The sequence below is a fragment of the Pseudomonas sp. ML2-2023-6 genome (genome assembly GCF_037055265.1).
GTDB lineage: Bacteria > Pseudomonadota > Gammaproteobacteria > Pseudomonadales > Pseudomonadaceae > Aquipseudomonas > Aquipseudomonas kulmbachensis.
Genome location: NZ_CP146347.1, coordinates 3,661,330 through 3,674,461, shown reverse-complemented (window position 1 = coordinate 3,674,461; position 13,132 = coordinate 3,661,330). Strand labels below are relative to the sequence as shown.

General features: G+C 60.0%; 10 protein-coding genes. 7 read left to right on the top strand and 3 right to left on the bottom strand.

What is annotated here, in order from left to right; genetic code table 11:
• The first annotated feature begins 1 nt into the window (after position 1).
• Complete coding sequence (locus V6L79_RS16860; protein WP_338579219.1) at positions 2–631, top strand: thiol:disulfide interchange protein DsbA/DsbL; 630 nt, start codon at positions 2–4, stop codon at positions 629–631.
• On the opposite strand, the gene V6L79_RS16855 is transcribed toward V6L79_RS16860, so the two are convergent.
• A complete protein-coding gene (locus V6L79_RS16855) occupies positions 628–1,857 on the bottom strand; it encodes an MFS transporter (RefSeq protein ID WP_338579218.1) in 1,230 nt (409 codons plus the stop codon). The genes V6L79_RS16860 and V6L79_RS16855 overlap by 4 nt on opposite strands.
• Positions 1,858–2,034: 177 nt before the next feature.
• Positions 2,035–3,249: a 3-(3-hydroxy-phenyl)propionate transporter MhpT gene (gene mhpT / locus V6L79_RS16850; protein WP_261738457.1), complete on the bottom strand. Its 1,215-nt coding sequence runs from the start codon at positions 3,247–3,249 to the stop codon at positions 2,035–2,037.
• 298 nt (positions 3,250–3,547) lie between these two features.
• Here mhpT and V6L79_RS16845 point away from each other — a divergent pair, with 298 nt between their 5' ends.
• Entirely contained in the window at positions 3,548–4,831 is a 1,284-nt protein-coding gene (locus tag V6L79_RS16845) for an OprD family porin (protein WP_338579217.1), read from the top strand.
• Between the two features lie 156 nt (positions 4,832–4,987).
• Here V6L79_RS16845 and V6L79_RS16840 read toward each other — a convergent pair whose 3' ends face one another.
• Positions 4,988–5,476: a MarR family winged helix-turn-helix transcriptional regulator gene (locus V6L79_RS16840; protein WP_261738455.1), complete on the bottom strand. Its 489-nt coding sequence runs from the start codon at positions 5,474–5,476 to the stop codon at positions 4,988–4,990.
• A gap of 200 nt (positions 5,477–5,676) precedes the next feature.
• Between V6L79_RS16840 and V6L79_RS16835 the strand changes: the two genes are divergently transcribed.
• The 5 genes from V6L79_RS16835 to V6L79_RS16815 all read left to right on the top strand — a co-directional run bounded on the left by V6L79_RS16835 (position 5,677) and on the right by V6L79_RS16815 (position 13,031).
• Positions 5,677–6,507, top strand: a complete 831-nt coding sequence (locus V6L79_RS16835) for a p-hydroxycinnamoyl CoA hydratase/lyase (RefSeq protein WP_261738454.1) — start codon at positions 5,677–5,679, stop codon at positions 6,505–6,507.
• Positions 6,508–6,579: 72 nt separating this feature from the next.
• The gene (locus tag V6L79_RS16830) at positions 6,580–8,028 is read left to right on the top strand and encodes an aldehyde dehydrogenase (protein WP_261738453.1); all 1,449 of its coding nucleotides are present in this window, start codon (positions 6,580–6,582) and stop codon (positions 8,026–8,028) included.
• 111 nt (positions 8,029–8,139) lie between these two features.
• Positions 8,140–10,023 (top strand): feruloyl-CoA synthase, encoded by a 1,884-nt coding sequence (locus tag V6L79_RS16825; RefSeq protein WP_338579216.1) that lies wholly within the window; start codon positions 8,140–8,142, stop codon positions 10,021–10,023.
• Positions 10,020–11,261 (top strand): thiolase family protein, encoded by a 1,242-nt coding sequence (locus V6L79_RS16820; protein WP_338579215.1) that lies wholly within the window; start codon positions 10,020–10,022, stop codon positions 11,259–11,261. Before V6L79_RS16825 ends, V6L79_RS16820 begins: the two co-directional genes overlap by 4 nt.
• A 9-nt stretch (positions 11,262–11,270) precedes the next feature.
• On the top strand, positions 11,271–13,031 hold the full coding sequence (locus V6L79_RS16815; RefSeq protein WP_338579214.1) for an acyl-CoA dehydrogenase: 1,761 nt from the start codon (positions 11,271–11,273) through the stop codon (positions 13,029–13,031).
• Positions 13,032–13,132 lie beyond the last annotated feature (101 nt).

Genomic DNA, 13,132 nt, shown 5'->3' with positions numbered 1-13,132 from the left:
CATGTTTTACGGATTCACGGTACGTTTTTTGTGTGCGGTTTTAATTTCAGGCGCTCTGGGCGCAAGCATCGCGGTAGCGGCTAATCAGTACATCGAATTATCGCCCCCCGTAGAGAAGCTCGAAGGCACGCAAATCGAGGTGGTCGAGGTTTTTTCCTATGGTTGCCAGCACTGCTACAACCTGGAAAACACCATCAATCCCTGGGTTGAAACCTTGCCTGCAGATGTGAAATTCGAGCGTATCCCTGCCATGTTCGGCGGCATTTGGGATATCCACGGCCGGCTCTTCCTGACCTTGCAAGTCATGCAGGCCGAGCCATCGGTACATCGGGCCGTGTTTGAGGCGATTCGTCATCGCCAAAAACTGGTGAGCCCCGATCAAATGGGCGACTTTTTGCTGGGGCATGGCATCGACAAGGCGCTGTTTATCAAGGTTTATGCCTCCGATGAAGTACAGGCCAGGGTCATTGATGCACAACAGAAAGTCCGTGCATATGGTGTTACCGGGGTGCCGGTACTGATCGTCGATCGCAAGTACCGGTTTGATCAAAGTGCCGGTGGCCCGGAAGGCATGCTGAGACTGGCCGAGCGTTTGATCTCGCAGGAGCGGGTGGCTCGGCAACAGCCTTAGCGGATACCAGCGTGTTGCACCGGACAGCCCGGTGCCAGTCTGGTAGTACGCCGCCATACCAGGCGCCCCAGGGTAATCGTCCAGTTGCACACAGCAACTGCCAGAATGATCCAAAGCAGGGCAGGCATCCCGTAGTTGACGATGATCTGCCCGGCTAGCCAGGGAAACCCGAACACCCCGATAAAGTACGCCAGGCTGAACAGCACCAGCGACTGCGGCGTATACCCGGCAGGCGCCTCGTTGGCCGCCAGCCCATTGATCACCGAATACGTCAGGCCGTAGCCAACCCCAAGCACAACGGCGGCCAGCAAATAGGTAATGCCGCTGCTGACGAAGAACATCAGCATCAGCACCGAAACCACGATCAAAGCCGTCAGCAGGCAAGCCATGACATAGGGATCGCGCTTGACGATAAAGCCTGCAATCAACAGGCGACAGGAGATCGCTGCACCCATGAAGCCCAAAAAGAAGAGTGAGTAGTCCAGCTGGTTGAGCGCGGCATAAGAGGTTTGAAAACTCGATAGCCCGCCAAAAATGGCTCCGCCCAGCCCGACCATGATAATCGCGAGCACGGCTTTGGAACGCAGCACCAACCCCGCAGCCCGGGGGGTGATTTTGCACACGGTGACCGGGCCGGATGTGCTGTGCTGGTGTTTGATTTTCGGGCCGATGGCGATAAACATCAGGCCGCCCAGCAGGCTGGCAAGCGCCGCCACCAGAAACGCCGACTCCACCGGGTAACCCAACCCCTGGGCCGCGCGCCCGAGCAAGGGGCCGGTGCCGATCCCGCTCATCATGCTGCCCGACAGCAAGGCGAAGTATTTAACCCGTTGCGTGGGCTCGATAAGCATGGCCACGACGATTGGCCCAAGGGTGTAAAACACCCCCCAGCCCAACCCCAGTAACAAGCCGAACACGAGCACTGCTGCGCCATACCCTGGCACGCTGGCAAAGCCCAGGCAGGCTGCGCCCAGCAGCAGCGCCCCGGCGGCAATCGCTTTGGGTGCGCCGAACAGGTCGGTCAGGTGCCCGGAAAAAATCACTGCCATAAAGGTACTGAGCATGGCCACCGAGATGATTGTGCCCGCATCCGACTCGCTGCCGCCGTGGGCCCTGAGCATCATGGCCAATAAAAATGTGCTGCCATAAGACACCGACAACAGGTAGCTGGCCAGGCAGAACAGTCCGAAGACGCCCTTTGCCTGGCTGGGAGGGGAGGATGGCATGGCGGGTCTTCCTTGAGATTCGATTATTGTAGTGCGTCGAACCTTAATAACAGACAGCCCCGCGATCTCAGGATTCAAAGATTTGAATCCTGAGATCGGCATGCTCTAAACAAACAGAGCGCTGGTACGCGGCCGAGACCGTTTTTTAACCACGGTTTCGCAGCCTCGCGTGGCTCGTCAGCGGCTACAAAGCCCCGGTTTCAGGCTCGGGTCCTGATTGGCGCGGGCAATCACCGTAATCACCGCCAAGGCTGCAATCACCAGCCCCGGCGAGGTTGCCAACAACACACCGGCAGTACCGGCCCCGGCGGCAAGGATCTGCCCTGCGGCCAAGGGACCAGCAACCGAACCCAAACGCCCGATGGCCACAGCCGCACCGACGCCGGTAGCCCGCACTGAGGTCGGGTACAGCGGCGGGGCCATTGCATACAGCACCAACTGCGCCGCCATCACAAACAGGCCCACCGCAAAACCGGCCGTGGCCACGGGTACGATCCCCACCGAAAAACCAATCCCGGCCAGTGACGCAAGCAAACCGGCATACACCGCCAGCACCACCTTGATCGGGTTGCAGCGGTCCAGCAGCAGCCCGCCGAGCAAGGAACCCAAGGTGCCGCCGATATTGAACAGCATTTGCACCATGCCCGCCTGCGGCTTGCTAAAGCCCTGGTCGAGCAGCAGCGTGGGCAGCCAGTTCAGCAGCATGTACATCACGGTCAAGGTGAAGAAGTAACTGAGCCACAACGCCAGGGTCGAACGGCCACGGCCTTCACCGAACAGGGCCTGGCCGGTGGAGACGCGCGAGGCCTGGCTGACGTCCTGGCGGAACACCCGCGATTCGGGCAGCAGGATGATCATCAGCGGCACCACCAGCAGCGGTGCCAACCCGCCGATGATAAAGGTGGTTTGCCAGTGTTCATGGGAGAACATCGCCACCACCGCAGCCAGTGCGCCACCCAGTGGCACGCCGCAGTACATGATGCTGATGGCCGTGCCGCGACGGCGTTCGTCCACCGCTTCGGCACACAGGGCGATCAGGTTGGGCAGGGCGGCGCCCAGACCCAGGCCGGTCATGAAGCGCACCAACAGCAGGTGTGAGTAACTGTCTACATAGGCGGTCAGTAACGAAAAGACGCCAAACAGGATGACCGCTGCGACAAGGATTTTTTTACGCCCGATCCGGTCGGCAATCCAGCCACCGAAGAATGCGCCGGGCAGCAGGCCGATGATCCCGGCGCTGAACACCCAACCCATCATTTTCGGGTCCAGGGTGAACGTTTGGCGCAGGCCTGCAGCGGCGGTGCCTGCAGCTTGCAGGTCAAATCCTTCGATAAGCGCAACGATGAAGCACAAAGCGATTGTCAGCGTTGAACGCTGCTGTGGAGTGTTCATGGGCGAACCTCATTATTGTTTTTGTAGGGGGGCTTTCTGCGAGCCAAATAAAGATTAACAAAGATAACTAAAAAAAGAAGCTGTGATGACTGATGGGATAAAAATGCCATTTAAGCCGTTTAAAACAAGGTTTTAGCTTGTTTAACCAGTCGGAATGCATAACTAGATAATAAACATAACGTTCGATTATCGGCTGTTTATGATTGACGTTGCCATGAGTTGTTTACATTCTCGTGCCCAGGAAACGCCACAAGAGCGTTCTGGTTCGTTCAAAAACAACAATAAATGGACATTCAATATGCATAAGCTCAACCAAAGCGCCCTTCGTTTATTCCCTCTCTCGTGCCTTGCCCTGAGCCTGTTTTCCACTCCGCTTTGGGCTCAGGGGTTTATTGAGGACAGCCACGGCACTCTGACCCTGCGCAACTACTACATGGACCGCGACTACAAGGACGGCGGTGCCAAAACCGCTGCACGGGAATGGGCCCAGGGTTTTATCGCCAATGTGGAATCGGGCTTTACCGAAGGCACGGTCGGCTTTGGCCTGGATGTGCGCGGTTTACTGGGGGTCAAGCTGGACTCTTCGCCTGATCGCAGCGGTACCGAACTGTTGCCGGTCAACAGTGACAAGCAGGCCGCAGATGAGTATTCGCGGCTGGCCTTCACCGGCAAACTGCGTGTTAGCCAGACCACGCTCAAGACCGGGGATGTCTCGATCTTCTTGCCGTTTGCCTTTGCCAGCCCGTCGCGCTTGCTGCCCCAAACTTTTCGCGGAACCATCCTCAGCTCGAAAGAGATTGCAGGCCTGACCTTCAACACCGGCTATATCGACGCCATCAACAAGCGCGACTCCACCAATTACCAGGCCATGACCATTGCTTCGCCCAATGGCCGATTCAAGGGCTCGGCAGAAACTTCGCACCTGGCCTACGCGGGCGGTGATTATCAGGTCAGCAAGGAACTTAGCCTGCGCGCCTACCATGTCGAAGTGGCGGATTTGTACAAGCAAAGCACCCTGGCATTGCTGCATGACCTGCCCCTGGGGGGCGGTGTGCTGACTACCGATGTGCGCAGTTTTTTCAGTGATGAAGCGGGCAGCGCCAAGGCTGGCAAAGTCGACAATATCAACGCTTCGGCGTTACTGGGTTATCGACTGGGCGCGCATCGCTTCAGCGTGGGTTATATGCATTCCAGTGGTGATACGGCCACGCCCTATATCTCCGGCACCGAGCTGATGGGCATGAGCGAACTGACCATGAGTTCGGACTTCCTCAATGCCAAGGAGCGCACCTGGCAAGCCATCTATGACTACGACTTTACGGCGGTGGGGCTGGTGGGTTTGAAAGGGCGACTGCGCTATGTGCGCGGTGACAATATCGAGCTGGCGGCCCTGAATGCGGATGATCGCAAGGAGCGGGAATTTCAGATGGAGCTGGGTTATGTGATCCAGAGCGGGCCGCTGAAAAACCTCGGGCTTCTGGCGCGAAAGTCGATCTATCGCAACGATTTCCCGACTGGTGCTGCCTTTCGCGATGAAAACCAGACCCGCTTCCTGGCGATTTACACCTTACCGATCTGGTAGGTCCCCAGCGTAATCACCTGTAGCCGCTGCCGAAGGAACGAGGCTGCGTTCGAGGGCGAAGCCCTCGTGAAACCGGATTACTACGACTGCAGCGCAGCCGGACGCAGCCTCGCACGGCTCGTCAGCGGCTACAGGTATCCACTAATCGCACACTGCTCAGTTCTGATACACCTTCTTCAACAGCCGCAGCAGTTCTTCGCGCTCGGCGCTATCCAGCGCCGAAGTCGCGTCGATATCGCTCTGGGCCGCGATGGCTTTGAGTTCCTTGAGCAGCGCTTCACCGGTCTTGCTGAGGAATATGCCGTAGGAGCGCTTGTCGGGTTTGCATCGGACCCGTACCGCCAGCGCACGACTTTCCAGTTTGTTCAGCAACGGCACCACTTGCGGCGGCTCAATGGCCAGCGCACGGGCCAGGTCGGCCTGCATCAGGCCGGGATGCTGGTCGATGATAGCCATCGCCGAAAACTGCGCGGGGCGCAGGTCATGGGTCGCCAGGCGGCCGATCAGGTTCTGGAACAGCTTGAGCTGGGCGCGGCGCATGGCATAGCCAATCAGTTCGTCCAGCGCGGTGTCCAAGGGGGCCTGTGCGTCCGGGGTTGCAGGCAGGGCCTCCTGAACGTCGGCAGGGGTGGCAGGCTTGGCCATAAAGAAAAGGTCCTTGCGCGAATGAAGTTAATAAACGTATCTAGTTTGCCGCGATTGCAAGGTGATAGCCACCGTTGCTTTGTTTGACGTGCGTTTGCAGGGAATAAATTTGGTTAATTTAATTAATGGTTAATTGACATAACTAATTTTGCCGGTTAGTTTTTACTCAACTTCAAGCGAACAACAAGAGAGCTATCGCCATGAGCAAGTACGAAGGCCGCTGGAAAACCGTCAAAGTAGAAATCGAAAACAGCATCGCCTGGGTGATCCTCAATCGCCCGGAAAAGCGCAATGCCATGAGCCCGACCCTGAACCGCGAAATGATTGATGTACTGGAAACCCTCGAACAGGATTCCGAGGCTGGGGTGTTGGTGCTGACCGGTGCGGGCGATGCCTGGACGGCGGGCATGGACTTGAAAGAGTATTTCCGCGAAGTGGACGCCGGTCCCGAAATCCTCCAGGAAAAAATCCGCCGCGAAGCCTCGCAATGGCAATGGAAGTTGCTGCGCATGTACGCTAAACCGACCATCGCGATGGTCAATGGCTGGTGCTTTGGCGGTGGCTTCAGCCCACTGGTGGCATGCGATCTGGCCATTTGTGCCGATGAAGCGACCTTTGGCCTGTCGGAGATCAACTGGGGCATTCCACCGGGTAATCTGGTGAGCAAGGCTATGGCAGACACCGTGGGCCACCGCCAGTCGCTGTACTACATCATGACCGGCAAAACCTTTGACGGGCGTAAGGCCGCCGAAATGGGCCTGGTCAATGAAAGCGTGCCGCTGGCGCAACTGCGTGAAGTCACCATTGAGCTGGCGCGCAACCTGCTGGAGAAAAACCCGGTGGTACTGCGTGCGGCCAAGCATGGCTTCAAGCGTTGCCGCGAACTGACCTGGGAACAGAACGAAGACTACCTGTACGCCAAGCTCGATCAATCGCGATTGCTGGATACTGAAGGCGGGCGTGAGCAGGGTATGAAGCAGTTTCTCGATGACAAGAGCATCAAGCCCGGCCTGCAGGCTTACAAGCGCTAATCACGATGTTCAGGGTGCGCCGGTTGCACCCTGCAAATGAATTCCCGATAACGACAATAAAGAGGAATCACCATGTTGGACGTGCCCCTGCTGATCGGCGGAAAGTCGTGCCCGGCCCGTGATGGCCGAACGTACGAGCGCTGCAACCCGGTGACCGGTGAAGTGGTATCGCGCGTGGCCGCCGCCACCCTGGAAGATGCCGATGCCGCCGTTGCGGCAGCTCAGGCGGCGTTTCCTGTCTGGGCCGCACTGGCGCCCAACGAGCGGCGTACGCGACTGCTCGCCGCCGCCGAGCTGATGCAGGCGCGGGCCGCCGAGTTTATTGCAACCGCCCCGGAAACCGGGGCCATGCCCAACTGGTATGGCTTCAACGTCAAGCTGGCGGCCGGGATGCTGCGCGAAGCCGCGTCCATGACCACGCAAATCAACGGTGAAGTGATCCCCTCCGATGTGCCCGGCAGTTTCGCCATGGCCTTGCGTCAACCCTGTGGCGTGATCCTGGGGATCGCGCCCTGGAATGCCCCGGTGATTCTGGCTACCCGTGCCCTGGCCATGCCGCTGGCGTGCGGCAACACCGTGGTACTCAAGGCCTCTGAACTGAGCCCGGCGGTCCACCGGCTGATCGGCCAGGTCTTGCAGGACGCCGGGCTGGGTGATGGGGTGGTCAACATCATCAGCAATGCCCCAGCCGATGCCCCGGCAATTGTTGAGCGGCTGATCGCCAACCCGGCGGTACGCCGTGTCAACTTCACCGGCTCAACCCATGTGGGGCGCATTGTTGCCGAGTTGGCAGCACGTCACCTGAAACCGGCACTTCTGGAGTTGGGTGGCAAGGCGCCGTTTCTGGTGCTGCACGATGCGGATCTCGATGCCGCGGTCGAAGCGGCAGCCTTTGGCGCTTACTTCAACCAAGGCCAGATTTGCATGTCCACCGAGCGTCTGATCGTCGACAGTCAGGTGGCAGACGCTTTTGTCGCCAAGCTGGCAGCCAAGGTTGCGACCTTGCGTGCAGGTAACCCCGAAGCGGGCGACTCGGTGCTCGGTTCGCTGGTCGATGCCAGCGCAGGAGCGCGGATCAAGGCGCTGATCGACGATGCCGTCGCCAAAGGCGCACGGCTGGTGGTGGGCGGTCAGGTTGAGGGCAGCATCATGCAACCGACCTTGCTCGATGGCGTGACCCCGAGCATGCGGCTGTACCGCGAAGAGTCTTTTGGCCCGGTTGCGGTACTGATGCGCGGGGAGGGGGATGAAGCGCTGCTGAAGCTGGCCAACGATTCGGAGTTCGGTTTGTCGGCGGCGATTTTCAGCCGTGATACCGGGCGCGCCCTGGCACTGGCGCAGCGGGTCGAGTCGGGCATTTGCCATATCAACGGACCCACGGTTCACGACGAAGCGCAAATGCCCTTTGGCGGAGTCAAGTCCAGCGGTTACGGCAGTTTCGGCGGCAAGGCATCGATCGAGCAATTCACTCAGTTGCGCTGGATCACCTTGCAGAACGGGCCGCGTCACTACCCGATCTGATCGTCTGCACAAGGCATAACAATAACAAGGATGCAGCCACGCGCTGCCATGCCTGCGCCATGCCGCTTAGATGTCGGACGGGCAGCGCATGCCTTGCTGGAGGAATACGACGTGAGTTTCGAATTCAAATTGCAGGCACGGGGCGATGCACCTGCGCCGCGTTATCGCCAGGTAACCATCGGGCACCCGCAGGTCGAAGTGGTGGAAGAAGGCGGCATCTTGCATATGCGCTCGCTCGAAGCGCTGCTGCCAAGACCCGAGCGTTTGCTTGACCGCCTGTTGCACTGGGCGCAGGTAACGCCTGAGCAGACCTTTATCGCCGCCCGGGATACCAGCGGTGAATGGCGGCGCATCAGCTATGCACAAATGCTTGCGGATGTGCGCGCCATTGCGCAAAGCCTGCTCGCTTATGGTCTGAGTGCTGAGCGTCCGTTGGCGATTCTGTCGGGTAACGATATCGAGCATTTACAGATGGCACTGGGTGCGATGTACGCCGGCATACCTTACTGCCCGGTTTCGCCAGCCTATTCGTTGCTGTCCCAGGACTTCGCCAAGTTGCGCCATGTCTGCGACCTGTTGCAGCCGGGTTTGATTTTTGTCAGCGATGCTGCGATTTATCAGCGCGCCATCGAAGCCGTATTACCCGGCGACACGCCATTGGTGGCCGTGCACGGTGAGTTGGCAGGGCGCCCCCAAGTGAGTTTCGCCAGTTTGCTGGCGCACCCCGGTGGCGCCGAGGCCGAAGCGGCTTTCCGGGCGTGCGGCCCGGACAGCATCGCCAAATTTCTCTTCACTTCGGGCTCAACCAAACTGCCCAAGGCCGTGATCACCACCCAGCGCATGCTCTGCGCCAATCAGCAAATGCTGCTGCAGACCTTCCCGGTGTTTGCCGAAGAACCGCCAGTGCTGGTGGATTGGCTGCCCTGGAATCATACCTTTGGCGGCAGTCATAACCTCGGTATCGTGCTCTACAACGGCGGCACGTTGTATCTGGATGGTGGCAAGCCGACCGCCCAGGGCTTTGCCGAAACCCTGCGCAACCTCAAGGAGATTTCGCCCACCGCTTACCTCACCGTGCCCAAGGGCTGGGAGGAGCTGGTCACGGCGCTGGAAACCGACGGTGAATTGCGCGAGCGCTTTTTTGCCCGCATCAAGCTGTTCTTTTTCGCTGCCGCGGGGCTCTCGCAAAGTGTCTGGGACCGGCTCGACCGGGTTGCCGAGCAACATTGCGGCGAGCGTATCCGGATGATGGCCGGGCTCGGCATGACCGAAGCCTCGCCCTCGTGCACGTTTACCACCGGGCCATTGTCCATGGCCGGTTATATCGGTCTGCCCGCGCCGGGCTGCGAGGTGCGACTGGTGCCGGTGGATGGCAAGCTGGAAGGACGTTTTCGCGGACCGCATATCATGCCCGGTTACTGGCGCGCCCCCGAGCAGAGCGCCGAGGCGTTTGATGATGAAGGCTATTACCGCTCCGGTGATGCGATCAAGCTGGCCGACCCTTGCAACCCTCAATTCGGGCTGATGTTCGATGGCCGACTGGCCGAGGACTTCAAGCTGTCGTCCGGGGTCTTTGTCAGCGTCGGGCCGTTGCGCAACCGGGCAGTACTCGAGGGTTCGCCCTATGTTCAGGATCTTGTGATTGCAGCGCCGGATCGTGAATGCCTGGGGGCTTTGGTGTTTGCGCGGTTGTACGAGTGCCGACGCTTGTCGGGTTTGCCCGCGCAGGCCAGCGATGCACAAGTGCTGGCCAGCGAGCCGGTGCGCCTGTGGTTTGCTGATTGGTTGCAGCGCCTTAATCGTCAGGCCAGCGGCAATGCCAGCCGCCTTGAGTGGATTGCATTGCAGGATGAAGCTGCGTCGATTGACCGCGGTGAAATTACCGACAAGGGTTCGATCAATCAGCGTGCGGTACTGCAATGGCGAGCAGCACACGTCGAGGCGTTGTATCGAGGCCTGGAGCCTTCGATCCTGCGTGCCGGTAAACCGTCGTGAGCAGTACGGGGCAATACTCGGCGTTCACGGATGTGGCCATTGTTGAAGCGTTGCGCACGCCATGGGTCGACCTCGGTGGGGCGCTGGCCCAGGTATCGCCAATCGACATGGGGATCAAGGTCGGTCGCGAAGTGCTGGCGCGTGCCGGGCTGGATGGGCGAATGGTGGATTCGGTACTGGCCGGCTCCATGGCTCAGGCCAGTTTTGATGCCTACATGCTGCCGCGGCATATCGGCCTTTACAGCGGCGTGGCGCACCAAGTACCGGCGCTGGCGGTGCACCGTATTTGTGCTACCGGGTTCGAACTGCTGCACCAGGCCGCCGGGCAGGTGCGCGACGGCATGCAACTGGCGCTGTGCGTGGGTACGGAGTCCATGTCGCGCAACCCGATTGCCGCCTACACCCATCGCGGCGGCTTTCGTCTGGGGGCTGCGGTGGAGTTCAAGGACTTTCTCTGGGAGGCACTGTACGACCCGGCCCCAGGGTTGGACATGATCGCCACGGCGGAACACCTCGCCATTCGTTATGACTTGAGCCGCGAGGCGGTGGACAGCTATGCCCTGAACAGCCACCAGCAGGCGTTACATGCCCAGGCCAGCGGCTGGCTGGCGGATGAAATAGTCACCCTGCGCAATGAAGTGTTTGAGCTTGATGGCTATCAGTCGCGGGGCATCAGCCTGCCGCGCCGTTGTGAGACGGTCAGCCTTGACAGCCACCCGCGCTCGACCGATGCAGCGGCTCTGGCCAGGCTTGGGGCAATCCATCCTGGCGGCGTGCAAACCGCGGGCAACAGTTGCGCGGTGGTGGACGGTGCGGCGGCAGCGCTGGTCGCTCGCGCATCGGCGGGCCAGCCAGCCCTGGCTCACCTGCTGGCCACTGCGGTGGTTGGCGTGGAACCGCAACTGATGGGGATCGGTCCGGTGCCTGCAATCCAGCTACTGCTGCAGCGCAGCGGTCTGGCGCTGGATGCCATCGACCGTTTCGAAATCAACGAGGCGCAGGGAGCGCAGGTGTTGGCTGTGGCGCAGGGGCTGGAACTGGACAGGCAAAAGCTTAACTGCCGTGGCGGCTCTATCGCCCTGGGGCACCCTTTGGCGGCGACCGGTTTGCGTCTGGTGCTGACCTTGGCGCGGCAACTGCGCGAACAAAATCTGCGTTACGGGATTGCCGCGGCCTGTGTGGGTGGCGGTCAGGGCATGGCGGTACTGATCGAGAACCCGCTTTTTTCGACGAATTGAGGTTTTCCCATGTGGCAGTACCAGGCGCCGTTGCGCGATATGCAATTTGTCTTTGAACACTGGCTTGATGCCCCGCGGGCCTGGGCGCAAACCACGCGTTTCGAGGGGCTGGATCTGGCCCTGGCGCAGCAGGTTCTGGAACAGGCCGGGCGATTCAGTAGCCAGGTTCTTGCGCCGCTCAACAGCAGCGGCGATCGCCAGGGCTGCGGTTTTGAGGCAGGCCAGGTGACCACTCCGAGCGGTTTTGTTGAGGCTTATCGTGCCTATACCGAAGGCGGCTGGTCAGCCCTGGCCTGCGATGAGGCCGATGGAGGGCAGGGGTTGCCGCAGTTGCTCGATGCGGCGCTGCAGGAAATGCTCTATGCCAGCAACCACGGCTGGGCCATGTACACCGGCATCGCCCACGGCGCCTACCTGTGCCTCAAGGCCCATGCGCCGGAGTGGATCAAGGCGCGATATTTACCGCAGATTGTCAGCGGTGAAATCTTGCCGACCATGTGCCTGACCGAGCCGCAGGCGGGCAGCGATGTCGGCCTGCTACGCAGTCGTGCCGAGCCGCAGGATGACGGCAGTTACCGCGTGACCGCCAGTAAGCTGTTTATCTCGGGTGGTGAGCACGACCTGAGCGCCAATATCCTGCATCTGGTACTGGCCCGATTGCCCAATGCGCCTGCTGGCAGTCGCGGCATTTCGCTGTTTCTGGTGCCCAAGCTATTGGATGACCATCAGACCAACAACGTGCGTTGCGATGGTATCGAACACAAGATGGGAATCAGGGCGAGCGCCACCTGCTCTCTGGTGTTCGAAGAAGCGCAAGGCTGGCTGATTGGCGAGGCCAACCGCGGCCTGGCCGCGATGTTTGTGATGATGAACTCGGCGCGGCTGCATGTTGGCCTGCAAGGCCTGGGACATGCCGAGGCGGCGTGGCAGAACGCGCGCAGCTATGCACGGGAGCGCAAGCAAATGCGCGCCCCCGTGCGGCCTGCCGGGGTGAGTGCCGCAGACGCCGACCCGATCCATTTCCACCCGGCCATGCGCCGCACCTTGCTTGAGTTGCGCGCCTGTACCGAGGGCATGCGGGCTGTGGGCTATTGGGTGGCGCATCTGCTTGATCAGGCCGAGCATCATTCGAGCCCGGTCGAACGTCAGCGTGCCTTGCAACTGGCACAACTGCTGACACCCGTGATCAAGGCGTTTTTCACCGACCAAGGGTTCCACCTGGCCAGCAGTGCGCTGCAGGTATTTGGTGGTTACGGCTATGTGAGCGAGTTCGCCATCGAACAAACCCTGCGCGACAGCCGGATCGCGATGATTTACGAGGGCAGCAACGAAATTCAGGCCAATGATCTGTTGCTGCGTAAAGTGCTGGGCGATGACGGTCAGGCGTTTGCCCAATTGTTGCTGGTGATGCGCGAAGAGGCTGCGCAGGCCTTGAGTACCAATGATTGCGCCAGTTTTGGCACTGAACTGGCGGTGCTCTGCGACAAGCTGGCAGCGGTAGTGAGTGCGGTGCGTGAGCGGGCTGTAGAGGAGGGCGAATATCCCTATCGGGTTGCCGGGGACTTTTTGCAATTGTGCGGCGTTGCGCTGTTGGGGTTTGCCTGGGCGCGTGCGGCGCGTGTTTCCCGGTTGCTGCCCGACAGTGATCCGTTGCAAGCCAGCAAGCTGCAAACCGCACACTTCTTTTTCGCCTATGGGCTTCCCGAGGCTGACTATCGCATTGCGTCAATCCATGCGGCAAAGGCAGGCCTGGCGTTTATTGAGCCCTAGGTTGTCGGGTTAGTGGATCCAATTGACTGGTTGTCTAAGCTAAAAACCAATTGAGCCCGGTGTCAGCGCCTCCTTGTGACGAGACTGGTCGATAATCGAAC

Coding starts and splice junctions, on each gene's coding strand:
- V6L79_RS16860 (WP_338579219.1), top strand. CDS start 2: ATGTTTTACGGATTCACGGTACGTTTTTTGTGTGCGGTTTTAATTTCA.
- V6L79_RS16855 (WP_338579218.1), bottom strand. CDS start 1,857: ATGCCATCCTCCCCTCCCAGCCAGGCAAAGGGCGTCTTCGGACTGTTC.
- mhpT (WP_261738457.1), bottom strand. CDS start 3,249: ATGAACACTCCACAGCAGCGTTCAACGCTGACAATCGCTTTGTGCTTC.
- V6L79_RS16845 (WP_338579217.1), top strand. CDS start 3,548: ATGCATAAGCTCAACCAAAGCGCCCTTCGTTTATTCCCTCTCTCGTGC.
- V6L79_RS16840 (WP_261738455.1), bottom strand. CDS start 5,476: ATGGCCAAGCCTGCCACCCCTGCCGACGTTCAGGAGGCCCTGCCTGCA.
- V6L79_RS16835 (WP_261738454.1), top strand. CDS start 5,677: ATGAGCAAGTACGAAGGCCGCTGGAAAACCGTCAAAGTAGAAATCGAA.
- V6L79_RS16830 (WP_261738453.1), top strand. CDS start 6,580: ATGTTGGACGTGCCCCTGCTGATCGGCGGAAAGTCGTGCCCGGCCCGT.
- V6L79_RS16815 (WP_338579214.1), top strand. CDS start 11,271: ATGTGGCAGTACCAGGCGCCGTTGCGCGATATGCAATTTGTCTTTGAA.